This is a genomic window from Burkholderia sp. Tr-862 (assembly GCF_011753085.1).
In the GTDB taxonomy this organism is placed as follows: domain Bacteria; phylum Pseudomonadota; class Gammaproteobacteria; order Burkholderiales; family Burkholderiaceae; genus Burkholderia; species Burkholderia ambifaria.
On the sequence record NZ_VWWG01000009.1, the window covers coordinates 77,087 to 104,022 of the forward strand.

Genomic DNA, 26,936 nt, shown 5'->3' on the forward strand with positions numbered 1-26,936 from the left:
GTCCAAATAAAGTGAGCGCATCGTGACTGCGTCGTCCGGTCACTCACTGAAATCAAGGAGCAAACCATGAATCGTGTACCTCGCGACCGGCAGGGCCTGTCCGTGCTGTTCGTACTCACGAGCCACGCGACGAAAGGCGCGACCGGCGAGCCGACCGGCTTTTACCTCGGCGAAGTGACGCATCCGCTTGCCGAACTCGACGCGGCGGGCATCCCGGTCGAATTCGCGTCGATTCAGGGCGGCGAGCCGCCGGTCGATGGTCTCGACCTGACGGATGAAGTCAACGCGCGCTACTGGAACGACAGTGCTTTCCGCGACGCGCTGCGCCACACGCAGCGCCTGGGCGATGTCGACGCGTCGAAATACGCCGCTGTCTTCTTTGCGGGCGGCCACGGTGCAATGTGGGATTTCCCGGGCAATGCCGACGTGCAAAAGGTGACTCGCGCGATTTATGAGGCGGGTGGCGTGGTCGGCGCGGTATGCCATGGTCCGGCCGCGCTGGTCGATGTGACGCTGGGCGACGGTACTTACCTGGTTGCCGGCAAGAACCTCAGCGCATTCACGGATGAAGAGGAACGCGCGGTCCAGCTCGACCGCGTCGTGCCTTTCCTGCTTGCGAGCACGTTGACGCAGCGAGGTGCGCATCACCATCCGGTATCGAACTGGACGGCGAAGGTCGTCGTCGACGGGCGTCTCGTGACCGGCCAGAACCCGCAGTCGGCTTCCGGCGTGGGCGCGGCGATTCGCTATCTGTTGCTGAACCGTTCAGGACAGGCCTGAAATTTCCCCATGGAGAACGCTATGCATTCGATGCGCAAGCTCGCCGTTGCCGTCATGCTCGGCATTGCAGCGTACAGTGCTCACGCGGCCAACGTGCTCGTGGTGTTGTCGGATTCCGATCACCTCGATCTGAAGGACGGCAAGGTGTTCGCGACGGGCTTCTACCTGAACGAACTGATGCAGCCCGTGAAGGCCCTGCTTGATGCAGGCCATCAGGTGACCTTCGCCACACCCGAGGGCAAGGCGCCCACGATGGATGCCACGTCTGCCGACAAGATGTACTTCAACGGCGACGAAAAGGCGATGCGCGACTACCGGGCTTTGCTCGACAAGCTGCAGATCACGTCGCGTGCGCACTCTCCCATGATCAGTCTGTCGCGGGTCGAGCAGATCGGTTACGGCCACTTCGATGCCGTCTATGTTCCCGGCGGTCATGCGCCGATGCAGGATCTTCTGACCAGTCCCGCGGTGGGCAGGCTGCTGGCCGATTTTCATGCGCGCGGCAAAACCACGGCGCTCGTTTGCCATGGTCCGATTGCGCTGCTGTCGACTCTGCCGGACGCGTCGGGCTTTACGCGAAGACTCGCCGCCGGAAACGCAGGCGACGGCAATCCGAAATGGATCTATGCCGGTTACCGGATGACGGTGATCAGCAACGCGGAAGAAGAGCAGGCCAAAGCACTGCTCGGCGGCGGAGCGATGAAATTCTATCCGCAGACCGCGTTGCAACGAGCCGGCGGCATCTATAGCAGCAACGAGGTTCCGTTCACCCCGCACATGGTGACCGATCGCGAATTGATCACCGGACAGAACCCGGCGTCCGCACTCGACGTCGCCGGTGAAATGCTGAAGCGGCTGAAGTAACGCCACGCAACGGACCGGCATCGCCGGTTCTTCGATGATGCAAAGGGGAAACAACACATGGATCTGCAACTTGAAGGCAAAACCGCGATCGTCACGGGTGCTACCGCCGGCATCGGCATGGCTATCGCACGAACGTTGGTCGGCGAGGGCGTGTCGGTCACGATCACGGGGCGTCACCGCGACAAACTCGACGAAGCCGTCGCTCAGATCTCCGCGGACGTCCCTGAGGGCAGCGTGCGCGGAATTGTGGCCGACGTGAGCGGCGCGCGAGGCGTTGCCGAACTGATCGACGCACAGCCGGATACGGATATTCTCGTGAACAATCTCGGCTACTACGAAGCCAAGCCGTTCGCCGAAATCACCGATGACGACTGGCTGCGAATGATCGACGTCAACGTGATGTCGGGGGTGCGACTGTCACGCCATTACTTTCCTCGCATGCTCGCGAAGAACTGGGGGCGTGTGATCTTCATGTCCAGCGAAGTCGGTGCGTTCACGCCGCCGGACATGGTGCACTACGGCGTCAGCAAATCGGCTCAGCTCGCGGTTTCGCGCGGCATGGCCGAACTGACGAAGGGTACGGGCGTGACCGTCAACAGTGTGCTGCCGTCTGCGACGCGCTCTGAAGGCATCGTCGCGTATTTGCGGCAGACCGCGCCGCGACCGGGTATGAGCGATGCGGAAATCGAATCGCACTTCTTTGAGACCTATCGCCCGAGCTCCCTGATCGCCCGCATGATCGAAGCCGACGAGATCGCTGCCATGGTGGCATTGCTGGCCAGTCCGTTGGGCGCGGCGTCCAACGGCGCGGCGGTGCGCGTCGAAGGCGGCACCTTTCGGTCGATTCTCTGAACAGGTGCGTCGATATGTCCGCCCATGTCATCGTCGCGCTCGTCGAAGCGAAGCAAGGTTGTGAGGCGGTGCTGGTGCAAGCGCAGCGGGAACTTGTCGAACAACTTCCAGCCCAGTAAGCCCCTCTCCCAGCCTTCTGTCGCTTTCATTTGTTTTGCTGATTGAGGATTCTTAATGAATCAGGAAGTGGCGTTGCTGAAGTTAGATTCGAGCGCTCTATTGACAGACGTTAACAGGTTGCCTAGATTAGCCACATGAACGCACTTTTCGTTACGACTACCACGACCACCACCACGACCGCCAATGGCGGGCCGGGGGGAGGTTGCACGTCGTAAGTCAGTGCCTCACACCATCCTCAAGCCCCGCCGGAAACGGACGGGGCTTTTTTTATGCTCCGTTCGGCCGTACCAACGTCAACGGAGAACATGATGGACGATTTCGATCACCGGGTGCTCGGCAACAAACTCGATCTGTTTCACCAGCAGGATGAAAGTCCCGGCGCCATCTTCTGGCATCCGCGCGGCATGGTTCTTTATCGGGTCGTCGAGGAATACATCCGGGTCCGGATGCGTCAGGCCGGCTTTGCTGAAGTGCGGACTCCTCAGATCGTCTCGCGCGATCTTTGGGAACAGAGCGGCCATTGGGAGAAGTTCGGGCGAAACATGTTTTCGCTCGAGAGTGACAACAACCCGTACTGTCTCAAACCGATGAGTTGCCCGTGCCACGTGCAGATTTTCAAAAAAGGCAGTCGGTCGTACCGTGATCTCCCGATCCGATATTCTGAATTTGGCGCGGTCCACCGGGCCGAACCGTCCGGGGCGCTACATGGCCTCATGCGTGCCCGTGCGTTCACGCAGGACGACGCTCATGTGCTCTGCATGCCGGATCAGGTCGAGGTTGAAGTCGCACGATTCTGCGTATTGCTGAAGACGATCTACGCAGACTTCGGATTCGGCGAATTCGATGTGGCTTTGTCAACGAGGCCGGCGGTCCGCGCGGGTGACGATGCCGTCTGGGACCGCTCGGAAGCGATGCTGGCATCCGCTGCGCGAGCGGCAGGTCTGGACTTTGCGATCCAGGCGGGAGAAGGGGCATTCTATGGCCCCAAGCTCGAATTTCATCTGCTCGATCGTCAAGGACGGAAATGGCAGTGCGGGACGATCCAGCTCGATTTCGTATTGCCGGAGCGGCTCGGTGCGTCATATGTCGCAGAGGACGGTGCGAAGGCGACGCCCGTCATGTTGCACCACGCGGTGCTGGGAAGCCTCGAACGGTTCATCGGTATTCTTCTCGAACACTACGAGGGATGGTTGCCCACTTGGCTGGCACCGGACCAGATCGTCGTTGCGAACATTGTGAAGGATGACCGCGAATTTGCCGACAACACGGCGTTCGCCTTCGAAGACATTGGCTGTCGGGTGCTTCGGGATTTCCGTGCCGAGCGCCTGCCGCGCAAGATCTTCGATGCGAGGGAACTGGCCGCGCCGATCGTCGCGATAGCAGGACGCAAGGAGGCGCTGGCTGGCGAAGTGTCGTTACGATTGAGGGACGGGGAGCAGCACGTGCTGACGATCAACGATGCGCTCGCGTACCTGAAGCAGCATGCGCGCGTTCCGTCTGCGACGCGGGTGTTCTGACCTGAAAACAGGGATGTTTTCGGCGACCTCAGGCGAATAGAGGGCACGTGGCGGATCAGTCGAATCCATCAACAACCACAATTCAATAAGTAATTCTAATAAAATTATGAGAGAAGCCAGCGAGCGAGTAATTCAATGGGCCGAAGGTTATCGTGAGTCTGCACCGTATGAGGCCGTCCAGGAAAATGACATTCCGCCGTGTTGCCCGTGCCTCGAACGCATGAATCAGGGTAGATTTTCCCTGAACCGTCGCAGCCTTCGACGGCGACGAGCAATTTCACGGTGTTAGATTGCATCAGCAAAGTCCGGCAATGCGTGCGGCATCGGTTGCCGACAGGCGCGCTATGCGTCCGTCGGGCCCGGTCCGGCGGATCCGCGCTCACCCGCACGCTGACCCGTGATCATCTCGACCAGCCACTTCTCGACGAGGGCGGTGTACGCGCGCTGGCTGGCAGCGTCCGAGAGCCCGTGATCGGCGCCTTCGAGAATCCGGTACGTCAGCGAATGCGCCGACAGGCATGCCTGCAGATAGCTGGCGATCGCCGTGTGCGGCACGATCTCATCGTGCTCCGATTCGACGAGCAACACGTCGCCGCGAAAGCGAGACGCCGCGCGCAGTGCGCGATTGTCGGACGCCGGCACGATGCGTTTGCGATACGCGACGAGATCGTGCTCGACGTGCAGCGCGCGCTTCGGCGTATTCCAGCCGTCGTCGAGATAGAGCGCCGGTACGCGCAGGCCCAGCCAGCGCACGGGGCGCAGCTCCGTCAGGATGGTCGCGAGATAGCCGCCATAGCTGCTGCCGACCACGGCGATGGCATCGCGGTCGATCAACGGGTGGTCAACGAGCGTGTCGTAAGCGGCGAGCAAATCGCGAAGATGGGTTTCGCGCGTCACGTTTTGCTGCTCCTCCAGCGTACGTCCATGCCCGGTCAGATCGAACGTCAGACAGACGCATCCGAGTGCCGCCGCCTGCCGCGCCCGCTCGAGATACTGCTCCTGGTTGCCGCCCCAGCCGTGCACGAACAGAACGCCCGCCACGGTGGTCTTCGGCGCGAGCACGGTACCGTCGAGGTAGCCGTTCTCGACCTTGATGCGCACACGATAATGCTCCGCTGTCATGTCTCGCTGCTCCTTCGGAAGGGATGACGATCGACCATGTAGTACTTGGTGAGGGCGCCGGCCTGCGCATCGACACCGCGATAGACGATCTGCGCACCGGCCGGTATCACCGGGTCGTCGCCGTAAATCTCGCGCGTCGCGGCGGCCACTGCGTCCACCTCCAGGTCCGTCCTGAACATGCGCAACGCGCCGATTTCCGCGCCGGATGCGCCGCCGATCCGCCACGACTGCTCCAGTACGCCGCAATGGCGCACGCCTTGTGCATCGGTGCCGAACGCGACATCGTAGTTGCGCCGCGACGCAAAAAACCCCGCGTAATCGCGTTGCACGGCGGCATCGAATGCGCATGCCTTCGCGATCGCCTCACTGACCTCGGCCGTGACGTCGAGCCGCGCCAGCACGTCGAAGCCGCCGCGGACGACGACGAGGTCGGTGCCGCCATACACTTCATGGCCGTGGTTGTTGACGGTCAGATGCTGAACGCCCCAGTAGCTCGCCACCAGATCGTCCAGCGTGACCTGCCCGACGCTCAACGTCTCGATCGAATCGAGATGGCGCTCGACGACGATGCCGCCGGTGCGCAACGCCACGTCGCCGAACGCGTCAAGCTCCGCTTCCAGTTCTGCCATGTCGGCCACGAGTGTCTGCCCCGTTCCGCCAATCCCGGAGGGCCGCTTGATTCGCACGCGGCCGTCCTGCCACAGGCGCTGCGCGGCATCGCACGCATCCTCGCGCGAAAACGCGGAGTAACCGGGCAGTCCGAGCGCCGCGGTGCGTTCCGCGAACGGGACGGACCAACCGGGCGGCTTGACGCGGGCCCCTTCGACCAGACGATGGGCAATCACCTTGGTCGCGACGAACGGAAACGGCACGACGCCACCGAATAGGTCGCGTACTGATCGGACCCCCAGTTCGCGTGCCTGCGACACGGTGAGCGTGTCGTTCGGGATCACGTAACGGTTTGCGGGGTATCGTTCCGTCCGACGGAACTCGCCCGCAAGCCGTGTTCCCTTCAGTTCGGCGATCTGCGCGCCGAGCTGGCGCAGCGTGTCGGCTCCATGACCGACGTGCGGCGTCCCATCGTCCCGAAAATGGATGAGGACGACCGGCAGTGCCGGCGTTACGCGCGCCAGGTTGACCCGTGGTTTCAAATCGCCCCCTTCGCGCCGGCGGCGCGATTGTCAGGAATGCATCGTCGCGGGCGGTATCGCCTGTCGAATCCGCTCGTGGCGGTGGTGTAGCAAGATTCATTCGCCTACGTTCCCGGGCTGGCATGCCGGGGCGGACGGGAGGCTCCGGCCGGGTCAGCGCGGCGCCATGACACGCAGCACCGGGCGTCCGTCGAGATTCTTCAGCGGAAAATACGAACGGTGCGTGTCGTGGTCGACGGCGACCGCGTGAGCGTCGGAACCCACCCAGCCCTCGCCGATCAGGCTTACCTTCGAGCGGTTGATGCCGAAGACCGACACCACGCCAGATTCGGCGGCCACATAGAGCCTGTTCAGCGCCGGGTCGAATGCGAGTACGTCCGGATCCTTGCCGATGCCGAATGCCTGGACGACCTGCCGTGCAGCCATATCGAAGACGAGCAGCTTGTCGTTGCCCTGACACGCGATGAACGCGAGCCCGTCGCTGGAATCGATCAGCAGCCCGTGGTTGCGGTCGGCGCCCGGCAACGCAAACCGCCGAACGATCCGGTCGACGGTCGGATCGATTTCGACGGGTTCGTTACGCGTCTGAACGTTGACGAAAATGTGCCGCGATGCCGGATCGTATTGTGTGTTGCCGACCTCGCCGCCAAGCGGAATCGTCGCGACACGCCGATTGCTTTGAACGTCGATGACGGTCTCGGTGTTGCCGGTCTCGTCCGATACATAAATCTTGTGCATGTCGGGCGCATAGGCGATGCCGTCCGGATACCGGCCACCCGGTATCCGTGCGACGACCTTCAGGGTTGCTTCGTCGACGGCGACGATCTCGTTCGTTCCCGTCGCCGATGCATAGACGCGCGACAGCTCCGGAATGGCGAGCACGCCATGAACCGAGGAAATGCCGGGAACGCGGGCGACCGCGCGCGACGCATTCATGTCGACGACGATCACCTCGCCGTCGCCGAGATGCGCAATGAATAGCAGATGGCGGGCGGGATCGTAGCTTTCGTAGTCGAGCCGGGTCGGCCGCCCCGGCAATGGGATATCGACGACGTGGGTCAGCGGCAAACGATCCTTGCCTTCTTGCGCGGCAGTCTGCGCAATGGCGGGTACGAACGCCCCCGCAATGGCGGACAGAACGAGAATGACGAGGTAATTTCCGACGGCGCGGTTCACGCGTCCGGGGCGCCGAGTTTTCATGACACATCTCCTGCGACACGATCGCCGCCGCGGCACGCATGCTCGTCGGCGGCATGGTCGTCAACGCCGGGCGGCGTTATCGCCCGACTGCGCTTTGCGCATCCGGAGCGGTTTTGACCGCTTTCGCCGGATCGACGGCTTTGCCGCTGCCCTCGTAATGCAGGAACGGAATGCGCGGCGTTTCTCCGGGCATGTGCCGATGGAGGGCACGGCCGCATTTATCGCGCCCGCTCGTCGTTTGGTTCGACGCGTCGAAAAGCCGCCAGCAGCGAAAGGTCATACGCGATCTTCAGTGCGCCGCATGCGACCAGAGGCGCGCCAAGCCAACCAAGGCTGAACAAGCCTCCCGCCAACGTCGGCGCGACGGCAGCCGCGAGGCTGCGCGGCACAGTTGTAAAGCTGGCAGCCGCCGGTCGTTCCGCCGGCGTGACGACTGCCATCACGTAGGCGGTCCGCGTTGGCACATCCATTTGCGAAAGTGCACTGCGCATCAGCAGCAGCGCTAACGTGAGCGGTAGCGACGGCGCGTACGCTGCGCCGATCAGGCATACGCTCGAAGGGATGTGCGTGAACACCATCGTGTTCAGCAGGCCGATCTTGCGCGATAGCGGAGCGGCAGCGAGCTGCGAGCCGGCCGAAAGCAGGCCGGCCCAGAAGAAGAACTGGCCAGCGGCGGCGATCGAGAGCCCGAAGCGTTGCATCAGCCACAGCGACAACAGCGAGTTGACGACGAGACCGCCCGCGAACGCGTCGACGCTGAACAGCATCGCAAGCCGCATGACGATGGGGCGCGACGGGCCGAGCGGGGGCGCCGCCTTCGACGCGTGGGTATCGGGGCGCGGCAATCGCCGATACAGCAGGAAGACGGCAACGCCCGTCACCGCGTAGACGAGAAACATGCCGCGCATCGCGCCAAGCGCCGGGATTCCGGTATGCGACGCGATCCAGATCGGCAGTCCCGCCGTCAGGGAACCGATCGCCGCCGATACGGCCCCGACGAGGCTGTATCGTGCGAACAGTGCAGTGCGGGCGTCGCCGCCGGCGGCTTCCGCCAGACGCGACTGTTCGAGCGGCAGAAACAGGCTGACGTCACCCGAGCTTGGATTGAGCGTGCCGACGAAAGCGACGACGAGCAGCGGCCACAACGTGGCGAAACTCACGAAGCCGATACCCGTTGCCGCCATCAGCGTCGCGGCGAGCATCAACATGCGCCGTTGCGTGAAGCGGCTCGCCAGCATGCCGACCATGATCGTCGCAATCGCGGAGCCCATCAGCGTCGTCGTGCTGATCAACCCGACGTCCAGTTGCGATAACCCGAGCGACAGCAAATACGCGGGCAGTAGCACGGCAATGAATCCATCGCAGAAACCGCGCATGCCGCGGCTTGCGAAGATGAGCCATGCAGCCCGGTCGGCACCGGCCGGCAGCATTCGGCCGGCGAGCCAGGACACGGACCGATTGCCAGGCACGTGCATCACGCAGGAACCACGCGTAGAGCGCGTCGTACATCACGCTCGACATCCGGCACGTCGCATGGAGCCGCCCCCGTTTCACCCGCCAATCGCAGGACGGCCGGAGCCGGGACATAGAGAAATTCCGGAGCGTCGTCGACAAACCGGGTGATCGGCCACGGACATGCGATGCGATCGATTTTCGGCCGTTCACGCGTCATCCGCTTCATCGTGTTTCTCCTGTTCAGCGGGCGAGGTTATGCGGCAATGCCGCCGCTCGAACATCGCCCGATGCGTGTTGGTCGCGACCCCGCAGCATGAATCAATGATGCAGCAACGGATAGGCCACGAGCCCGAAGAGCGCCGCCGCAGTGACGATGACCGGCTCCTGCAGCTTCCTGAAGCGCCACAGCAGCAGCACGGTTGCGACGGCGACCAGTGCGGTCGGTATGTCGACGATCGAGCGTTTCGCGATTACCAGGACGGAGCCCGTGATCGCCCCGACGGCTGCGGCGGTGATCCCGTCCACGAATGCCTTGACGTCCGGACGGTGCCCGTACTTCTTCATGTACGGCGCGGGAATGACGGTAAACAGATAGCAAGGCAGGAACGTGCCGAGTGCCGCGACGCACGCGCCGGGCAAGCCGGCCACGAGATACCCGATGAAGCCGACGGTGATCACGACCGGGCCGGGCGTGATCATCGCGACCGCAACGGCATCCACGAACTGCCTGTCGTTCAGCCAGTGATGTTCGGTGACGACGCCGCCGTAGAGGAACGGCACGATCGCGAGCCCGGAGCCGAACACGAACGCGCCCGCCTTCGTGAAGAACGCGCCGATCTGCACGAGCTGCGGCAGGTCGATGCCGCTCAGTATTCCGCTGGCGGCCGGCAGGTTGGCGGCGGCCACCGCGTTCAGCCCGCCCCGATGCAGCCACTTGGGCGGCGCGCGCCACAGCCAGCCGATCAAGCCGGCCGCGATGAAGAGCCACGCGATTTCCGATTCGGTGACGAACGTGACGACGGTGAGCGTCAGGAAGATCGCCCAAAGCAACTTGTCGTTGCCGACGGTTTTGGTGGTCAGCTTGTACGCGCTCATCGCGATGATGCCGACCACCGCGGCGCCGACACCATAGAAAACCGCCTGCATCCACGACAGCCCGCCGAAGTGTGCGTACGCGAATCCGAGCGCGAGCACCATCAGGAACGACGGCAGCACGAACGCGAATCCGACGAGCGTCGCGCCCAGGAGACGATAGTGGACGAACCCGAGATAGATCGCGAGCTGCGCGGCCATCGGCCCCGGCGCGAGCTGGGCCAGCGTGAGTCCTTCCTTGTAGTCGGCTTCCGTGATCCAGCCGCGACGCTCGACCAGGTCGCGACGCATGTAGCCGGCGAGCGCGACCGGCCCGCCGAAGCCGAACGTCCCGAGACGCAGCATGTAGGCGACCAGCTCGCCGAGCGAGTAGGTCGGTTCGGTCGCGGCGATGGCGGTGGTCATGACCTGGCTCCGTTCCCGTTCTTTCCGGTCGATGAGAAATGCGCGTACAGCGCGTCGAGCACGGCGCTCATGTGCTCGAGCAACTGGTCGTCGTTCTCCGCGCGCTGGCGCGTGCCGGCCATCACGGCCTCGAAGCCGATCGCTTCGGGCGCCGCGGGGCCGCCTACGTCGAGCGCATGCACGATCTCGCCGAGCCGCACGAGTGCAGCATTCGCGTCGAGCCCGAAACTCGCGAGCAGAACCTCGAACGTGACGCGCTCGCCGACATGGGTGAATGCAGCGCCGTCGAAATCGAAGCCCAGCGCGTCGGCGGGACAATCTGCCGGCGACGCGAGCCAGATGAAGCGTGCGCGGGTGTCGATGAAGCGGCGGATCAGCCACGCGCTGGCGACACGATCGACCCACATGCGCTGGCGCGTCGCCCAGGTTCGTCCCTGGTACTCGTCCATTGCGAGCTGGCGGACGGGGCGCTCGGCAGCGTGCGGCTCGCCCGGCGACAGCACGGTATCGACCAGCGCGACGAAGTCCTGCAGCGCGACTTCGGCGCGGGTCGCTGCGTCGCTCGGGAAGTAATCGATTGCCCGGATCGCGTCGAAGTCCTTGCGCACGCGCCGTAGCAAGCGCGTGAGTTCCGTGGCGGACTGTCCGGCAAAGGTCTTGCGGGCTTCCGCGAGGGTCTGAATGAAGGCGGTGTAGTCGTCGCCTCGATCGAAGAGCGTCCGGAACTCCAGGTCCTGTGACGCGTCGAGACTCGGCGCGCGCAACAGGTGGGCAGTGCCGCCGCTCTCGGCAATCGCGTCTGCGAGCTCGCGCAGGGCCGCTTCATGCTCCTCCGAGTGCGGGAGTAGATAGATGCCGTCGCGCAATACCGCGCAGCCCTTCGCCTTGAGGGAACGCCAGAACCGCATGCGCGCCGTCGCGTTCTGCGTGGGAAGCGTGAGCACGAGGAGCGACCATGTCGTGAGCGTATTCATGTAGAAGATGCTACGCAAGCGTTATGAATTCTACAAGAAAACTTTGGCAAGGGCTGCGATGGCATGGCGGCGGGGCAATCCCCTTCTTCGTCTGACGTTTGGCGGATATACCCCTCCCCCTATATGGAAAACCGATCTGATATATAGTCCCCCCCGGTATATGAAGGGACTGCCATGAGCCACACCATCCAGGAAAAGCAGAAGCTGCTGAACCGTGTCCGCCGCATCAAGGGACAGGTCGAAGCGATCGAACGCGCGCTGGAGGACGAGCGCGGTTGCAACGAAATCCTGCGCCTCATCACGAGCGGCCGCGGCGCGATGAACGGCCTGCTCGCGGTCGTGCTGGAGGATCACATCCGCAGCCATCTGGTCGACGCCGAACATCACGCCGATGAAGGCAGCGCGACCGAACAGCTGATCGAAGTCGTCCACAGCTACTTCAAGTAATCGAGGGCGAAATGAACGGCTTCAGGAACGACGCCTTCGGCGCCGGGCACGACCACATCTTTCTCGGCGCGGCGCACGAGCAGAACGAACGCAGGACCTGGATGGTCATCGCGCTGTGCGCGGCGATGATGGTGGCGGAGATCGCATGCGGGTCGATGTTCGGCTCGCTGGCGCTCATCGCGGACGGCCTGCACATGTCGACGCATGCGGGCGCGATGCTGATCGCCGCGCTCGCCTACACCTACGCGCGCAAGCATGCGAGCGACCCGCGCTTCGTGTTCGGCACGGGCAAGCTCGGCGATCTCGCGGGCTTCACGAGCGCGATCGTGCTCGCGATGATCGCGCTGCTGATCGGGTACGAGGCGGTTGCGCGCCTGCTCGCCCCGGTACCGATTCATTTCGGCGAGGCCATTCCGATCGCGGTTGTCGGCCTGCTCGTCAACGTCGCGAGCGTCTGGCTGCTGAGCGGCGATCATCATGGCCATAGCCACGGTCATGGTCATCACCATCACCACGGGCATGCGCACGACGCTCACGAACACGAGGAGGACGCGCACCGGATCTTCGATCGGCAAGGCGTGTTTCTCGTATCGGTGTTCGAGGATGGCGTCCCGCCGGTTTTCCGTGTGGCCCCCGCGACGAACGATACGAAGCGCGTCGAGGCGAGCGCCGTGTCGGTGACGACGATCCGTCCGGACGGCACGCGGCAGACGTTCGCGATGCAAAGTCGCGGCGCTTACCTGGAGTCGACCGACGACATTCCCGAGCCACATGAATTCAAGGCGATCGTCCGCTTGAACGGCCGCGAGCACGCACTGGCGTTCGAGGAGCACGACCATGGCGCGTCCGCGGCGGCGGCGCGCGACCACAACATCCGTTCCGCGTATATCCACGTGATCGCCGATGCGGCCGTGTCCGTGCTGACGATCGTCGGGCTGCTGCTCGCGCGCGCGTTCGGCTGGGTGTGGATGGATCCGCTGGCCGGCATCATCGGCGCGCTCGTGATCGCGAACTGGTCGTACGGCCTGATGCGCGACACCGGTGGCATCCTGCTCGACATGAATTCGGACCGTCGTCTGACGGACAATGTGCGCGATGCAATCGAAGGCGTTGGCGACCGCGTCGGCGACCTGCATGTCTGGCGGCTCGGGCCGGGGCACATGAGCGCGGTCGTGTCGGTGGCGACGGCGGACCCGAAGCGGGATGCGCGCTTCTATCACGGCGTGCTCCAGCGCTTCGGCAACCTGTCGCATGTCACCGTCGAAGTGGTGCCGGCGACGCGAGGGCAGTAGACATGGCGGTCAAATCCCCTTGCGTCGACGTGTGTTCGTTCGACGGCCGGACCGGCTACTGCGTGGCATGCCTGCGCACGCGCGAAGAAGCGCGCGGCTGGAAGAAGATGACGGACCACCGGCGCCACCAGATCGTGAACGACCGCGCGCGGCGGCACGCGAAGCTGACGCGGGACACGACCGACTGATTGCAGGCTTGCGCGGCCGGACAGCGACACGCCGCGCGACCGCGTCCCTATCTTGCCGACGAGGCACGTCGCGTAGGGCCGCCAGCCGGCCCGGCCCGGCACGCGTCATCGGCAACGCACCGCTTCTACATCTCGTATCGCAACGTCGCCATGACGCTGCGCGGTGCCCCCGGCAGGTTGAGGTTCGCGTTCGAGCCGTGTGCCGAGACGATATAGCCCTTGTTGAACAGGTTGTAGAGGTTCAACTGAAGCGACATCGGGCCGCGCGCGTACCAGGCCATCATGTCGGCCGTCACGTAACCCGGCAAGGTCACGGTGTTCTGCGGATCGGCCATCCGCCCGCCGACGAAGTTCAGGCCGCCGCCAACGCCGAAGCCGCTACCGAGATTCTTGGTCAGCCACAGATTGCCGGAGTGACGCGGCGTGAGCGTTGCCCGCTTGCCCTGCAATGCAGCGGTCGAGTTCGTGACGGTTGCATCCAGGTACGCGTAGCCTGCCAGCACGCGCCAGCCGTGGCTGAGCTCGGCTGCGCCGCTGAGTTCCACGCCGTCGGTCCGCTGCTCGCCGATCGGAATCAGCGCCGTGCCGGCCCCGTTGGTGATCTTGATGTTGCTGCGATCCAGCCGGAACACCGAGATCGTCGTGGTGGCCTTGCCGCCGAGCCAGTCGTACTTTGCACCGATCTCGGTGTTGGTCGTCGTTTCCGGCGCGAGTTCCGCATTGTTGGCCGCGAGCGAGAACGCCTCGCCCGACGGCTGGAACGAGCGGCTCCACGACACGTAGTACGACTGCGTCCGAGTCGGCTGCCAGACCAGGCCCAGGCGCGGGCTCCATGCGGTGTCGGTACGCGACAGGCCCGGCTGTTTGGGACGGCGGTCGAGCGTCTCCTGCTCGAAGCGGTCGTAGCGGATGCCGACCAGCGCCTTCCACTGATCGTTGAAGCTGATCAGGTCCTGCGTGTAGAACCCGAGCGTCTTGAAGATGCCGAGGTTGTTGGCGGCCGGCGTGGTCGACGTGTGCAGCGGCAGCGTCGGCAGCGCCGGCGCGAACAGGTCGAAATTCATCGGCTTGCCGTTCGCGCCGGCGACGGCAGTCGAATAATTGACGAGATCCTTGTTCTGCTGGCCGAATTCCATCCCGTACAGCAACTCGTGCTTCATGCCGAACAGCGTGGCTTTTTGCGTGAGATCGGTCTGGTTGAACCAGCCGTGTTCCTCGCGATAGACGTTGCCGTGATTCAGCGTGAACGTCCGGTTCGCTTCGTTGACGCTGCCGACGAGCGTGTTGTTCCGGTCGAGCGAATAGTGATAGTAGCGAGTGGCATTGCGGATCGACCACTGTTCGTTGAACTCGTGCTTGATCGTCGCGGTGCTCGAATAGACACGCGATCGCGAGTAGTCGACCTCGCCGGCGTTCGCCGCGCCGTAATAGGCGGATGCCGGCACGTCGACCGGCCGTCCCTTGTAGGCCGGGATGCCGAAGTCCGTCACGCGGCGATCTTCGAGGTAGTCGGCCTGCAGCAACACCGTCGTCTTCGGCGCGATGCGGAATTCGAACGACGGCGCGACCGCCGTGCGATTCAGAAACTGCTGCGACCGATAGCTCTTGGCTTCCTCGTGCGCGCCGGTTATCCGGAACGAGGCCGCGCCGTTCGCGAGCACGCGGCCGACGTCGGCTTCGACCCGACGATCGGCCCACGAACCGTAGCTGACACCGAGGTTGGTGACGTCGACTCCGGGTTTTTTCGTCACACGATTGATTAGTCCACCTGAAGAACCCCGGCCATAAAGAACGGCAGCAGGGCCCTTGACGACTTCTACCCGATCGACGTTCGACAGATCGCGGAAATAGAGCGCATCGTCGCGAATGCCGTCGACGAACTGGTCGGCAATCGCGGAGAAGCCGCGAATGGTGACCTGGTCGCGCTGACCGTCGCCGGTGGAAAACCCGACGCCCGCGACGTTCTTCAACACGTCTTGCAGGGAATTTGCGTGCTGATCACGCATCACTTCGGCCGTGATCACGTTCACCGTCTGCGGGATATCGCGCAGCGGTGCGTCGATCCGGGTGGCGCTGACCGCGTTCGTTGGGTTGTAGCCTTCTCCCGGATCGCGAACGGCGCTCGCGCTCACCGACACGGCCGGCAACATGTTGGTCGTCGTGCTCGTCGGCGCAGCGGTGTTTTCCTGCGCGAAGGCTGCGCCAACCATGATCGGCTGGCACGCAACGGCGGCCAGGACGGCTCGTCGTGCCGGGTGCAATACTCGTCTCATCTCCCAACCTATCGTGCGTAATGATTCGTAATTTCGTAACGCGACGCATTATCATTTGAAAGGATTCGAAGGTCAACAAGTGTTGCATTGCACTGGATTGTTGATTTGTCTGATGTTTGTGCCGCGCGATGGGGCTGCTCTTACGCATTGCGTGTCGATCCAGTCGATATGTGCGCTGGTCTCGTCCAGAATGTGCTCGAGAATCTCGCAGGACACAGGGTCCCGCACGGATTCGCCGTAGTAAGTGCTCGCTGCGACAGGAACCCCGGCGTACGCCGCCCCCAACCTTGATGTCAACCCGTCATGAGCGTTCCATCACCGATTGCCGGCAAGCCTGCGATTCCGCGGACCGTGTGGGCGCTGGGCCTCGTCAGCCTGTTCATGGACCTGTCGTCCGAGCTGATCCATGCGCTGTTGCCGATCTATCTGGTGTCGACGATGGGGATGAGCGTCGTCGCGCTCGGCATCCTCGAAGGGGCGGCCGAGGCGACCGCGATGATCGTGAAGGTGTTCTCCGGCGCGATCAGCGACTGGCTCGGGCGCCGCAAGGGACTGCTGCTGCTCGGTTACGGCCTCGCGGCGTTGACCAAGCCGTTGTTTCCGCTGGCGTCCACCCCGGCCGTGGTCGTGACGGCCCGCCTGCTCGATCGCGTCGGCAAGGGGATTCGCGGCGCACCGCGGGACGCGCTGGTGGCCGACGTCGCACCGCCCGAAATCCGCGGCGCGTGCTTCGGCCTGCGTCAGTCGATGGATACCGTGGGCGCGTTTCTCGGCCCGATGCTCGCCATCGCGCTGATGCTGTGGTTCGGGGACCGCATCCGGACCGTGCTCTGGTTTGCCGTGGTGCCGGCCTTCATCGCGATCGCGCTGATCGTCTTCGGCGTGCGGGAGCCCGATCGGGCGGAATCGCAACGGCGCTTCCGCTCGCCGCTGCGCTGGCGCGCGCTGCGCGAGTTTCCGCGCAGCTACTGGTTCGTCGTCGCGGCCGGCGCGACCTTCACGCTCGCGCGTTTCAGCGAGGCGTTCCTGGTGCTGCGCGCGCAGCAGACCGGGCTCGACGCCGCATGGATCCCGGCGGTGATGGTCGCGATGAGCGTCGCCTATTCGCTGTCCGCCTGGCCGGTCGGCATCCTGTCGGACCGGCTGGATCGCCGCGTGCTGCTCGCGGCCGGCATGGTGCTGCTGATCGCGGCCGACCTGCTGCTGGGCATCGGCACGTCGACGATCTCGATGTTCGTCGGCGTGGCCGTGTGGGGGCTGCACATGGGCTTTACGCAGGGCATCCTCGCCGCGATGGTGTCGGAAACCTCGCCGGCCACGCTGCGCGGCACCGCGTTCGGCGTATTCAACCTGGTGAGCGGCATCTGCATGCTGCTCGCGAGCAGCATCGCCGGCGCGCTGTGGACGCATTTCGGCGCGTCGACCACGTTTCTCGCGGGCGCCGCGCTGGTCGTGGTGCCGCTGTGCCTGTGCCGGTTCATGCCGAGACCGGGCACGTCGGCGGCGTGATGCGTCGCATGGCGGTTTCGTGGATGTCCCGCGGACGGCCAGGCTGACCGCCGGCGCGACAGTGCGCCTATCCCGAACCGGCGGCGTGGCCCAGTCCCGCTGCGGCAGAACGCTTGCTCCGGCGCCTACGCCCGCCTTGCCTCGCCATCCTCCCTTTCAGAATTGAAAGATCGTCCGGGGTTTGCGATAGAATGCCCCCCGTTCGCCGTGGCCATGCCCACGGACGGGCTCCGGCAGTCGAAATGGCGCGCGCCGCGCTCGCGGAATTCCGTTCCCGTTTCGATGCCGGCGATCGACCTGCCGTTGGAAACACATGTTCCGTAATTTGGATTGCTAATGAACAAGAAGCACAACATCACCCGGTACATCGTCATCGCGATGGCGCTGGGCATCGCCGTGGGCTACGCCTGTCATAGCGCGTTTCCCGACCCGAAAATGGCCAGGGAAGTCGCCGGCTACGTGTCGTTGCTGTCCGACGTGTTCCTGCGGCTGATCAAGATGATCATCGCGCCGCTGGTGTTCGCGACGCTGACGGTCGGCATCGCGCAGATGGGCGACAGCGGGTCGGTCGGCCGCGTGGGCGTGAAGGCGTTCGGCTGGTTCTTCATCGCGTCGTTCACGTCGCTGGTGCTCGGTCTCGTGACCGCGACGATCCTGAAGCCGGGGAGCCACCTGAGCCTGCCGCTGCCGGCCGCCGATGCGACGCTGAACCTGAAGACGGCCACATTCACGTTGAAGGACTTCGTCGTCCACCTGGTGCCGAAGTCGATCGCCGAGGCGATGGCGAACAACGAGATCCTGCAGATCGTCGTGTTCTCGATCTTCTTCGGCACCGCGCTGTCCGCGCTCGGCGACGCCGGCAAGCGCCTGACCGGCGTGATCGACGATCTCGCGCAGGTCATGCTGAAGGTGACGGGCGCGGTGATGTGGTTCGCGCCGGTCGCCGTGTTTGCCGCGCTGGCGTCGACGATCACGACGGAAGGGCTCGGCATCCTGCTCACGTTCGCGAAGTTCATGGCGAGCTTCTATCTGGCGCTGGCGCTGCTGTGGGGCGTGCTGACGCTCGCGGGCGTGACGTTCCTCGGCAAGCGCGCGTTCACGCTGATCCGCCTGATTCGCGAGCCGTTCCTGCTGTCGTTCGCGACCGCGAGTTCCGAAGCCGCGTATCCGAAGCTGCTCGACGCGCTCGACCGGTTCGGCGTGAACCGCAAGATCTCGAGCTTCGTGCTGCCGATCGGGTATTCGTTCAACCTCGACGGCTCGATGATGTACTGCACGTTCGCGGTGCTGTTCATCTCGCAGGTGTACGGGATCGACCTGCCGCTCGGCACGCAAATCACGATGCTGCTGATGCTGATGGTGACGTCGAAGGGGATGGCGGGCGTGCCGCGCGCATCGCTCGTCGTGATCGCAGCGACGCTCAATCAGTTCCATCTGCCGGAATCCGGGCTGCTGCTGATCATGGGTGTCGACATGTTCCTCGACATGGGGCGCTCGGCGACCAACGCCGTCGGCAACTCGATCGCGGCGGCCGTGGTCGCGAAGTGGGAGGGCCAGCTCGGCGATCCGCGCGACGACGCGGATTCGGGCGGCGGCGGCGAGATCAAGCAGGTGGAGGTGCGGGAAACGGCGACGTCCGCGTGATTTCCCTGTTGTCGTGATGTGCGCCGGCCTGAATTCGACCTGAATTCAGGCCGGCGCGATACCCCCAGCGGTCATTCGTTTACCCGCATCCGGCGATTTTCCCGAATTGCCGAAAAACCCTCCGTTATTTCAATACGTCGCATTCGAGCCGGCGGCGATATTCCCGAAGGCGCAAGCCTGACTTCCCTGATATCAAGCGTGCACGCGTGAGTGATCATTCACTCTCGCGCAATTGCGCACGCCGTCTGCGCGAGCGGTTCGTAATTTTTTTTGATTTATATAAAGCTATTCTCGACGCTGCCGATTATCGAATGCACGCCCGATGTAATACCGACTGCACCGGATGATTTAGCGGAAGTATTTACGCATTGCCTAATTCAAACCATCCGGCTGCCCCTCGGGTAAATGATTCCACCATTCAGGAGAACCTCAGCCATGGTCGCCAGAAAATCGATTCGGGCCGTGCTGCTCGCCGCCGCGATCGCCGCGATTGCGCCGTCCGGCTACGCGGGCAACACCACCGACTGGCTGGCGAACACGTATGGCACGCTCGCGGCGCACGTCGGTAACGTCGCGCGTTCGATGTGGGTCGCGCCCGAAGGCGTGATCTACACCGCGTCGATGTGGGACGAGGATGAGGGCGGCGTCGCGATCTACCAGAACGGCAAGAGTGTCGGCTCGATCGGCGCGCATTCCGAATTCCAGGGCAGCGCGATCACGGGCAACGCGACGTCGCTGTTCGTCGCGCTGCAGCCCGGCAGCAGCTACGGCAGCGGCGCGGTCGGGCGCTACAACCGCGCGACGCGCTTTCGCGACAAGCTCATTCAGGTCACCGCCGCGACGAACCAGCCGCGCATCGACGTCGTCACCGGGCTCGCCACGGCCGGCTCGCTGCTCTACGCGAGCGATTTCTACGGTAACCGCGTGCGGGTGTTCACGACCGACGGCGTCTGGCAGCGGGACATCGGCGTGTCCGCGCCGGGCGCGCTCGCAGTCGACGGCGCGGGGAACGTCTGGGTCGCACAGAAAAGCGCCGGCGCGATCGTCGAATTCAGCCCGGCCGGTGCGCTGCTGAACACGATCCGGCTCGCAGCCGGCTCGCAGCCGTCGGCGCTCTATGTCGATGCGGCGGCAGGCGAGCTGCTGGTCGGCGACGAAGGCCCCGACATGAACATCAAGCGCTATACCGTATCGGGCCGGCCCGCGCTGGCTGGCACGTTCGGCGTGCGCGGCGGCTATCTCGACACGACGGCGGGCATCAAGGGGCAGGTCGGCGCGAAGCGCTTCACCCGGATCGTCGGGATCGGCAAGGACACGGGCGGCAATCTGTACGTGCTCAACAACCCGTGGGGCGGCAGCTGGGATCTCGGCCGCAACGGCGCGACCGACATTCACGCGTACAGCAGCACCGGCAGCCTGCGGTGGACGCTGCAGTCGCTCAACTTCGAAGGTATCGCCGCACCGGATCCGGTCACGGACGGCGCGCTGTTCTACAGCGGCACGCACATCTACGGCGGCACCGCGGGCGGCACCTTCGTCGCGAATACGGTCGATCCGTTCACGTATCCGTCGGATCCGCGCATCAACATGAACGACACGCAGCGCGACGAGCACTTCGGGCTGCTGACGTCGGTCGGGGCGAACCGGATCCTCGTTGCAGCGGGACAGAATCCGCCGGTTTACTACTTCTTCCACTTCAACGCGGCCAACGGCTATGTCGCGATTCCCGACGGATCGATCCCGGGGCCCGCGTTCAACACGACCCGGCGCGTGTCGGCCGGCTTCAGCCTCGACAGCAAGGGCGGCGTATGGGCCGGCCTCGACAAGACCGGCGCCATTTATCACTATCCGCTGACCGGCTTCGATGCGAGCGGCAAGCCTTCGTGGGGGCCGGGCGTGCCGACGCCGGTGCCCGCCAGCATCCAGCCGCTGACGCGCGTGGTCTATCTCGCCGACAGCGACACGATGGTGCTTGCGCAGGGCGTGGTCGGGAGTACGGACTGGACGTCGATCGGTACGCGTATCGAGGTGTATCACGGCTGGAGCGCGGGCAACACGACGAAGCCGAATCCGGTGATCACGCTGCCGCATAGCGGCGCGAAGTCGATCGACGCAGCCGGCAATCACTTGTTCGTCGGCTACTGGTTCAGCAGCAGCGGGCCGCTGTGGCCGAACATCGACGCATTCAACCTCGACACAGGCAACCTCGACACGACGCTCGTCAATGCCAGCCCGGCGACGGTGGATACCAGCAGCGCGATCGATGCGATGTACAGCGTGCGCGCGTACCGCCGCTCGAACGGCGAGTACGTGGTGACGAAGAACAACGTGAAGGGGAACAGCATCACCGTTTATCGGTGGACGCCTTGAGGGCGGCGCGTCGAATGCGACGATGACACCACGGTGGCTGTCATCGAAACGTCTTCGCTGTAACCATATGTAATAGGTCGGCCGGCAATGGAGCCGGTCATCCGCTTGACACTGGGCGGCGCTGTAATTCCGGCACGTCGGCGATAGCCGACGCAACCCATTCGATCGCTTGGCACAGGCCCTCGCCACCGCGCGACACGGGCAGACAAGGCCAGGATCATGCCGGACACGTCAGACGATAATCGCCCCCACTGTTCCAGAGGATTCCTATGAAACATAGCCAGGTCAAGCGCGCGCTCCGGCTCGGAGCCATCATGTCGGCCGTGCTGCTTGCGTCGCAGGCGCACGCGGACGGGTTCGACGCCGCCGATGCCGCTCGCGTGCCGAGCGGTCAGTTCGTCACGCCGCTGGCCGTTCGTGGCGCGGTCCAGCAGTTCCTGAATCCCGGGTTGCCGGCCTATCCGCATTTCGTCGCGGGGGAGGCCGTGCGTTCGCAATTGAGCCCGGACGGCAAGACGCTGGCGATCATCACCGCCGGCCAGAACTCGCTGTACAAACCGGACGGTTCCGTCGACACCGCGAACTCGACGCAATTCATCTTCCTGTACGACGTTGCGGGGGCGAACAAGACGCGCCCCGTGCTCCGGCAGGTGCTTCAGCAGACCAACGCATTCGTCGGCCTGGCGTTCTCGCATGACGGGAGCACGCTCTACGCGACCGGCGGCAGCGACGACGCGGTCTACGTCTATGCGCAGCACGGCGGCACGTGGGCGCTGTCGACCACGATCGCGCTCGGCCACGGCGGCAAGGGCGTCGGCATCCGCGTGCAGCCGAACGCGGCGGGCCTCGCGTTGTCGGCCGACGGCAAGACGCTGGTGGTCGCGAACAACTACAACGATTCGATCAGCGTGATCGATACCGCGACCAACAACGTGCGCTACGAGCATGACCTGCGCCCGTTCTTTGCGGGCAACGAAGGCCGCAGCGGCGACGCCGGCGGCACGTTCCCGTTCGCGGTCGTCGTGAAGGGCAACGGTGTCGCGTATGTGTCGTCGGATCGCGATCGCGAAATCATCGCCGTCGACGTGTCGTCGCCGTCTCGCGGGCGGCTGGTCAAGCGCATCAAGCTGGACGGCAACGCGCTCGGCATGACGCTCGACGCGTCGCAATCGAGGCTGTTCGTCGCGCAGGACAACGCCGACCAGGTCGCGGTGATCGACACGAACACCAACGCGATCGTGACGCGGATCGACGCGCGCGCACCGGCCGGTGTGCTGGCGCACGGCCAGACGCACACGGGCGCGGCGACGTACGCGGTCACGCTGTCGCGCGACGGCCGAACGCTGTATGCGACCAACGCCGGCGCGAACGAAATCGCCGTCATTCCGCTCGTCGGCGAGCGCGCGTATCGCGTCACCGGATTGATTCCGACCGCCTTCGAGCCGCACGACGTGACGTTCAGCGCGGACGGCACGTGGATGTACGTGGTGAACGGCAAGAGCACGACCGGCCCGAACCCGGACCACCTGTCCGGCGCGACCCCGGCGCAGGCCGCCGCGTCGCGCGCGTCGAACGAATACCAGTTTCAGCTCGAGCGCGCGTCGCTCGTGAGCGCGCCGGTGCCCGCGGCGGGCGAACTGCCGAAGCTGACGCAGCAGGCCGCGCGCAACAACTTCTATCGGCCGGAAGACAACGACCGGGATAACGAAGTGATGGGCTTTCTGCGCCGTCACATCAAGCACGTGATCTACGTCGTCAAGGAAAACCGCACGTTCGACCAGGTACTCGGCGACATCGGCAACGGGGCCGACGGCGATCCGCGGCTCGCCCAGTTCGGCCGGAACATCACGCCGAACTTCCATCGGCTGGCGAGCCAGTTCGTGACGCTCGACAACTTCATGAACCCTGGCGACGGCAGCATGGACGGCTGGTCCTGGGCGCTTCAGGGGCGCGTCACCAATACCGAGACGATCACGCAGCAAATCAACTACGCGGCGGTCAATCGCGGCCTGTCGTACGAGAGCGAGGGCACGAACCGCAGCGTGCCGGTCAACTGGGAATCGGTGCAGCAGCGTGATGCGGCAGCCGGCCCGGCCGGCACGACGAACTACAGCAACGCGGCCGCCGGCCTGCCGGGCGGCGCGGCGAACCTGCTGCCCGGCACCGGCAACCATGCGTCGTCCGATGCGCCGTTCGGCCGCCAGCGCGGCTACATCTTCGATGCGGTGCTCGCTGGCGGCGGCACGGTCCGCAACTACGGATTCCTCGTCAACAACATCGGCAGCATCGGCACCGCCGCGAACCCGATCGTCGACCCGCACGCGTCCGGCGTCGTCCAGGTCGCCGCACTGGACCCGCGGCTGGCGTCGATGACCGACGTGTACTTCCGCGGTTTCGACCAGACCTATCCGGACCAGTGGCGCCTGAACGAGTGGAAACGCGAGTTCGACCAGTATGTCGCGAGCGGCAACCTGCCGACGCTGTCGCTGGTGCGCCTGTCCCACGATCACATGGGCGCGTTCGGCACGGCGTTCGCCGGCGTGAATACGCCGGAAACGCAGCAGGCCGACAACGACCTGGCGGTCGGCCGGCTCGTCGAGGCCGTCGCGAAGAGCCCGTATGCGAACGACACGTTGATCGTCGTGACCGAGGACGATGTGCAGGATGGTCCCGACCACGTGGATTCGCATCGCGGGCCGGCGTACATCGTCGGGCCGTATGTGAAGCAGGGCGCGGTGATCCGGACGCGCTACAGCCAGGTCAACGCGCTGCGGACCATCGAGGACGTGCTCGGCACGCAGCACATGAACCTGAATACCGCCTACCAGCGACCGATGAGCGACGTGTTCGACGTGCATGGCCCGGCGTCGTGGAGCTATACGGCCGTCGCGTCGACGGCGCTGAAGGGTACCGGGCTGCGACTGGCCGAAGGGGCGGGCGAGAACCTGCTGCACTACGCGGCCGGGCCCGATGTCACGCCGACGCATGACGCGGCGTACTGGGCGAAGGTCACGGCGAAGTTCGACTTCGACGATGCCGACGAGGTGCCGGCGGATCAGTTCAACCGGGTCTTGTGGAAAGGCATGATGGGATCGAAGCCGTATCCGAAGCTGAGGGGCGTGACGCAGAAGGTGGCGAGCCGCGACGACGATTGATCGTCCGGGCGGTTGATCTGGAGGGCGTCCCTCCCGGCGGGAGGGACGTGCTTTTTGCAAGGCGCGCGAGGGCGGTCGACTGGGATGCTCGATCTCACGCGCGCCATAGCAGATTCGCACTGTGTTCCGTTTCCGATACGAGGCGAAAACCGAGGCGTTCGTAGAGTCGCCGGGCGGGATTGCCGTGCAGCACGCTGAGCGATACGGGCACGTGCGCGCGTGCCGCTTCGACCAGCAACTCGCGCAGCACGGCTTCGCCGATGCGTTGCCGTTGTCGGGCCGGCAGGATCTGGATCTGGTGAACGTGCCATTCGTCGGCGGAGCGCGTCACCTTCAGCAATCCGATCGCGTTGACGCCGGTGTCGGCGCTTTCGCAGACGATCATCGCGTCGTCGAAGTTCGCCGCGATGCGCCGGTGGTGCGCTTCATCGTCGGTAGGCGCGCCGACGCGTTGCAGATGCTCGGTCATCGTGAGCCGACGGAGTGTCAGCAGAAAGGGCAGGTCCGACGAGGATGCGGGACGCAGGCGGATCGCCGGTTTCATGAGCGATGTGGTTGCGCTCGGGGATCGAGCTTCGACGCCAATGATTGCAGCAATCGCGAGGCGGGTCAAAGGCCGGCCAACGGAATCTGCCGCCCGGCCGGGCGGTGCTCGAGGACATCCGTGACTTCGTATTCGGTTTTCGCTCCGTCCGAGGTTTGCCACTGCTGCATACGGACATTGCAGACGAGCACGTCACCCTTGCTGAAACTGATCTGGCTGTTGTTCACGCGCGACAGGAAGCCGGCATCCGTGATCGCCGCGTGAATCGTCGACGCGCCGTCGTACAGCCGCCACTTGTTGTCGTCCTTGAACGCGAGCGACACGATCGAGAACGCCATCTTTCGATGTTCGTCGAGAAGGAGCGCGTCGGTTTGTCCGGGCGCGTGAAACCATGCGATCTCATCGCGGGTGATCGTCTCGACCACCTCGGTGTCGGTGCCGGTCGCGAAAATCACGATGCCGTCGCGCGCGAGCGGCGCAAGCACGTGCTCGGTGGCCTGTCGAACGCCGACGTCGCGCAGCAGCGTGAGGACCGACAGGTCGATCTCGAGTTGCTCGCCGTCCACGTGCAGCATCGCGGTGTGGTCCTGCATCTGCACCCGCTGGATCTCGCGCCCGCGCAACCACTTGAGGACGGCGAAGAGACCCTTCCTCGCCTTCGGCGCGGCGATGCCGAGCGCGGTCAGGATCGTGACCGCATTGGCCAGCGCCGTGCTTTCGTTGCCGCTCAGGAGGTCGCGCATGCGGCCGAGAAGCGAGGTCGCGAGCGTGAAGTCGATCCCGAAGCTGCCGGTCTTGAAGCTGCCGCGCACGTTCACGCGCGGTCGAACCTGATCGCCGCACAGTGCCCGTGTCGACGCCTCCAGCAAATCCCCGATCGCAAGCAGTGCGGGCGCGAGTTCGCGCACGTCCATTTCGGAAGATTCGAGTGCGGGCCCGTCGTAAGTGACGCGAAATCGGCTCATGGTGTCGAGGCGGCCGAAATCGGCCGGGCCGGTACGGTTTTCATGGCGTGCGGTCATGCGAAATGTCGGCTGGAGACGTGGACGATACAGGAATCGAATTCGTTCGGATGCCTTGTATGTTATGCGCGATCGCTCGGCTGAGCGCGACGTTGGCCATCGGGCCAGGGCGATTGTCCGACGTGTCCCGACAGTGCCCGCCAAGCATCGAACTTTTCCACTACTTTCCCGATTACAACCGCCGACTCGCGCGTGCGAGATCCTCGGAGCCGTAGACGCGATAGCCCGCCGGCGTTCGCTCCGGCGCGACGAGACCGTGCCGCTCATAGAGCCGCAGCGCCTTCACCGATACGCCGAGCCGCGCGGCTGCCGCCGAGGCGCTCAAGCGAAGCGTGGACGTGCTCATTCGTCACCCCCAGCATAAAGGCGACCCCAAGGGCCGGGTCAAGCCCGTTCACGAAATCCGGTACACGCGCATCGCATTGTCATGCCAGATCGCCTGACGCGCCGCATCGTCGAGGTCTGCCATCGCGCGGGCAAACGTACGCAGCAGCGCCGGATACGACACGCGCAACCCCGCCACCGGAAAATTGCTCGCGAACAGGCAGCGCTGCCAGCCGAATATCGCGATCGTGTCGCGGATGATCCGCGCGTTGTCCGCCTCGTTCCACACCGCATCGCGCAAGCCGAGTTCGGAGATCTTCACAGTCACGCGCGGCGATGCGGCCAGTGCTTCCATGCCGCTGCGCCAGCGCGCGAGCCCCGCTTCCGAGCGATCCCACGGCAGCCCCGCGTGTTCGAGCACGACGTCGATACCGGGCGCATCGGCCAGCAGCGCCGCCGCGTCGCGGAGATGCCAGAACGGCACGCGCAGATCCCAGGCGAGGCCGTGCGCGGCGACGCGCTCCAGCGCGGCCGGCCTCAGTACAAAACGATTAGGGTGTGCACGCGTGCAACCACAACATGTAGCTGCCCTCAATCCGCGCGCGCTCACCATGCACCCCCCGAACCCCTCACGCA

22 protein-coding genes and 2 pseudogenes are annotated in these 26,936 nt (G+C 64.6%); 11 read left to right on the forward strand and 13 right to left on the reverse strand.

The features are described 5' to 3' along the window. The first annotated feature begins 66 nt into the window (after positions 1-66). The 4 genes from F3J14_RS05455 (at position 67) to thrS (ending at position 4,133) form a co-directional block, all read left to right on the forward strand. Positions 67-780: a type 1 glutamine amidotransferase domain-containing protein gene (locus tag F3J14_RS05455; RefSeq protein ID WP_166722126.1), complete on the forward strand. Its 714-nt coding sequence runs from the start codon at positions 67-69 to the stop codon at positions 778-780. Positions 781-801: 21 nt separating this feature from the next. Next, positions 802-1,644 carry a type 1 glutamine amidotransferase domain-containing protein gene (locus tag F3J14_RS05460; RefSeq protein ID WP_166722127.1) on the forward strand — a complete coding sequence of 281 codons (843 nt, stop codon included), beginning with the start codon at positions 802-804 and terminating at the stop codon, positions 1,642-1,644. Positions 1,645-1,701: 57 nt separating this feature from the next. Continuing rightward, positions 1,702-2,496, forward strand: a complete 795-nt coding sequence (locus F3J14_RS05465) for an SDR family oxidoreductase (protein WP_166722128.1) — start codon at positions 1,702-1,704, stop codon at positions 2,494-2,496. Positions 2,497-2,924: 428 nt separating this feature from the next. Continuing rightward, positions 2,925-4,133 carry a threonine--tRNA ligase gene (thrS, locus tag F3J14_RS05475; protein WP_166722129.1) on the forward strand — a complete coding sequence of 403 codons (1,209 nt, stop codon included), beginning with the start codon at positions 2,925-2,927 and terminating at the stop codon, positions 4,131-4,133. A 342-nt stretch (positions 4,134-4,475) separates the two neighbouring features. Here thrS and F3J14_RS05480 read toward each other — a convergent pair whose 3' ends face one another. The 8 genes and pseudogenes from F3J14_RS05480 to F3J14_RS05515 form a co-directional block, all read right to left on the reverse strand. Beyond that, complete coding sequence (locus tag F3J14_RS05480; RefSeq protein WP_166722130.1) at positions 4,476-5,255, reverse strand: alpha/beta fold hydrolase; 780 nt, start codon at positions 5,253-5,255, stop codon at positions 4,476-4,478. Continuing rightward, positions 5,252-6,406 carry a DUF3182 family protein gene (locus F3J14_RS05485; protein ID WP_166722131.1) on the reverse strand — a complete coding sequence of 385 codons (1,155 nt, stop codon included), beginning with the start codon at positions 6,404-6,406 and terminating at the stop codon, positions 5,252-5,254. The genes F3J14_RS05480 and F3J14_RS05485 overlap by 4 nt, the downstream gene beginning before the upstream one ends. Positions 6,407-6,559: 153 nt before the next feature. Beyond that, positions 6,560-7,606, reverse strand: a complete 1,047-nt coding sequence (locus tag F3J14_RS05490; protein ID WP_166722132.1) for a YncE family protein — start codon at positions 7,604-7,606, stop codon at positions 6,560-6,562. Positions 7,607-7,682: 76 nt separating this feature from the next. Further along, positions 7,683-7,886 (reverse strand): DUF1259 domain-containing protein, encoded by a 204-nt coding sequence (locus tag F3J14_RS36070; protein ID WP_166722133.1) that lies wholly within the window; start codon positions 7,884-7,886, stop codon positions 7,683-7,685. Then, complete coding sequence (locus tag F3J14_RS05500) at positions 7,825-8,982, reverse strand: MFS transporter (protein ID WP_348771940.1); 1,158 nt, start codon at positions 8,980-8,982, stop codon at positions 7,825-7,827. The genes F3J14_RS36070 and F3J14_RS05500 overlap by 62 nt, the downstream gene beginning before the upstream one ends. A gap of 137 nt (positions 8,983-9,119) precedes the next feature. After that, positions 9,120-9,287 (reverse strand): annotated as a pseudogene (locus F3J14_RS05505) (chromate resistance protein ChrB domain-containing protein); the annotation flags it as partial. 92 nt (positions 9,288-9,379) lie between these two features. Then, the gene (locus F3J14_RS05510) at positions 9,380-10,558 is read right to left on the reverse strand and encodes a chromate transporter (protein WP_166722136.1); all 1,179 of its coding nucleotides are present in this window, start codon (positions 10,556-10,558) and stop codon (positions 9,380-9,382) included. After that, a complete protein-coding gene (locus F3J14_RS05515; RefSeq protein WP_166722137.1) occupies positions 10,555-11,532 on the reverse strand; it encodes a chromate resistance protein ChrB domain-containing protein in 978 nt (325 codons plus the stop codon). The genes F3J14_RS05510 and F3J14_RS05515 overlap by 4 nt, the downstream gene beginning before the upstream one ends. 174 nt (positions 11,533-11,706) lie before the next feature. Here F3J14_RS05515 and F3J14_RS05520 point away from each other — a divergent pair, with 174 nt between their 5' ends. From F3J14_RS05520 to F3J14_RS05530, 3 genes are read left to right on the forward strand one after another with little or no spacing between them, the layout of a single operon-like run. Then, the gene (locus tag F3J14_RS05520) at positions 11,707-11,979 is read left to right on the forward strand and encodes a metal/formaldehyde-sensitive transcriptional repressor (protein WP_166722138.1); all 273 of its coding nucleotides are present in this window, start codon (positions 11,707-11,709) and stop codon (positions 11,977-11,979) included. Between the two features lie 11 nt (positions 11,980-11,990). After that, positions 11,991-13,271: a CDF family Co(II)/Ni(II) efflux transporter DmeF gene (dmeF, locus tag F3J14_RS05525; RefSeq protein WP_166722139.1), complete on the forward strand. Its 1,281-nt coding sequence runs from the start codon at positions 11,991-11,993 to the stop codon at positions 13,269-13,271. A 2-nt stretch (positions 13,272-13,273) separates the two neighbouring features. Continuing rightward, positions 13,274-13,459, forward strand: coding sequence for a DUF1289 domain-containing protein (locus F3J14_RS05530; protein WP_057926233.1), 186 nt, complete (start codon positions 13,274-13,276; stop codon positions 13,457-13,459). Between the two features lie 125 nt (positions 13,460-13,584). Here F3J14_RS05530 and F3J14_RS05535 read toward each other — a convergent pair whose 3' ends face one another. Further along, the gene (locus F3J14_RS05535; RefSeq protein WP_211080325.1) at positions 13,585-15,732 is read right to left on the reverse strand and encodes a TonB-dependent siderophore receptor; all 2,148 of its coding nucleotides are present in this window, start codon (positions 15,730-15,732) and stop codon (positions 13,585-13,587) included. A 303-nt stretch (positions 15,733-16,035) separates the two neighbouring features. On the opposite strand from F3J14_RS05535, the gene F3J14_RS05540 reads away from it, so the two are divergent. The 4 genes from F3J14_RS05540 to F3J14_RS05555 all read left to right on the forward strand — a co-directional run bounded on the left by F3J14_RS05540 (position 16,036) and on the right by F3J14_RS05555 (position 24,410). Continuing rightward, positions 16,036-17,241: an MFS transporter gene (locus F3J14_RS05540; RefSeq protein ID WP_166722140.1), complete on the forward strand. Its 1,206-nt coding sequence runs from the start codon at positions 16,036-16,038 to the stop codon at positions 17,239-17,241. A 336-nt stretch (positions 17,242-17,577) separates the two neighbouring features. Then, complete coding sequence (locus F3J14_RS05545; protein ID WP_166722141.1) at positions 17,578-18,885, forward strand: dicarboxylate/amino acid:cation symporter; 1,308 nt, start codon at positions 17,578-17,580, stop codon at positions 18,883-18,885. Positions 18,886-19,320: 435 nt separating this feature from the next. Then, positions 19,321-21,255: an SMP-30/gluconolaconase/LRE-like region family protein gene (locus F3J14_RS05550; RefSeq protein ID WP_166722142.1), complete on the forward strand. Its 1,935-nt coding sequence runs from the start codon at positions 19,321-19,323 to the stop codon at positions 21,253-21,255. Between the two features lie 269 nt (positions 21,256-21,524). Continuing rightward, the gene (locus F3J14_RS05555) at positions 21,525-24,410 is read left to right on the forward strand and encodes a bifunctional YncE family protein/alkaline phosphatase family protein (RefSeq protein ID WP_166722143.1); all 2,886 of its coding nucleotides are present in this window, start codon (positions 21,525-21,527) and stop codon (positions 24,408-24,410) included. Between the two features lie 94 nt (positions 24,411-24,504). Here the strand turns inward: F3J14_RS05555 and F3J14_RS05560 are convergent, their stop codons facing one another. From F3J14_RS05560 to F3J14_RS05575, 4 genes and pseudogenes are all read right to left on the reverse strand, one after another. Continuing rightward, entirely contained in the window at positions 24,505-24,954 is a 450-nt protein-coding gene (locus tag F3J14_RS05560) for a GNAT family N-acetyltransferase (protein WP_166722144.1), read from the reverse strand. A gap of 65 nt (positions 24,955-25,019) precedes the next feature. Beyond that, the gene (locus F3J14_RS05565) at positions 25,020-25,976 is read right to left on the reverse strand and encodes a hypothetical protein (RefSeq protein WP_166722145.1); all 957 of its coding nucleotides are present in this window, start codon (positions 25,974-25,976) and stop codon (positions 25,020-25,022) included. A 184-nt stretch (positions 25,977-26,160) separates the two neighbouring features. Then, positions 26,161-26,322, reverse strand: a pseudogene (locus tag F3J14_RS05570) (MerR family transcriptional regulator); the annotation flags it as partial. Between the two features lie 48 nt (positions 26,323-26,370). Next, positions 26,371-26,936 (reverse strand): amidohydrolase family protein (locus F3J14_RS05575; protein ID WP_247682136.1); only part of this gene is annotated, 566 nt, incomplete at its 5' end.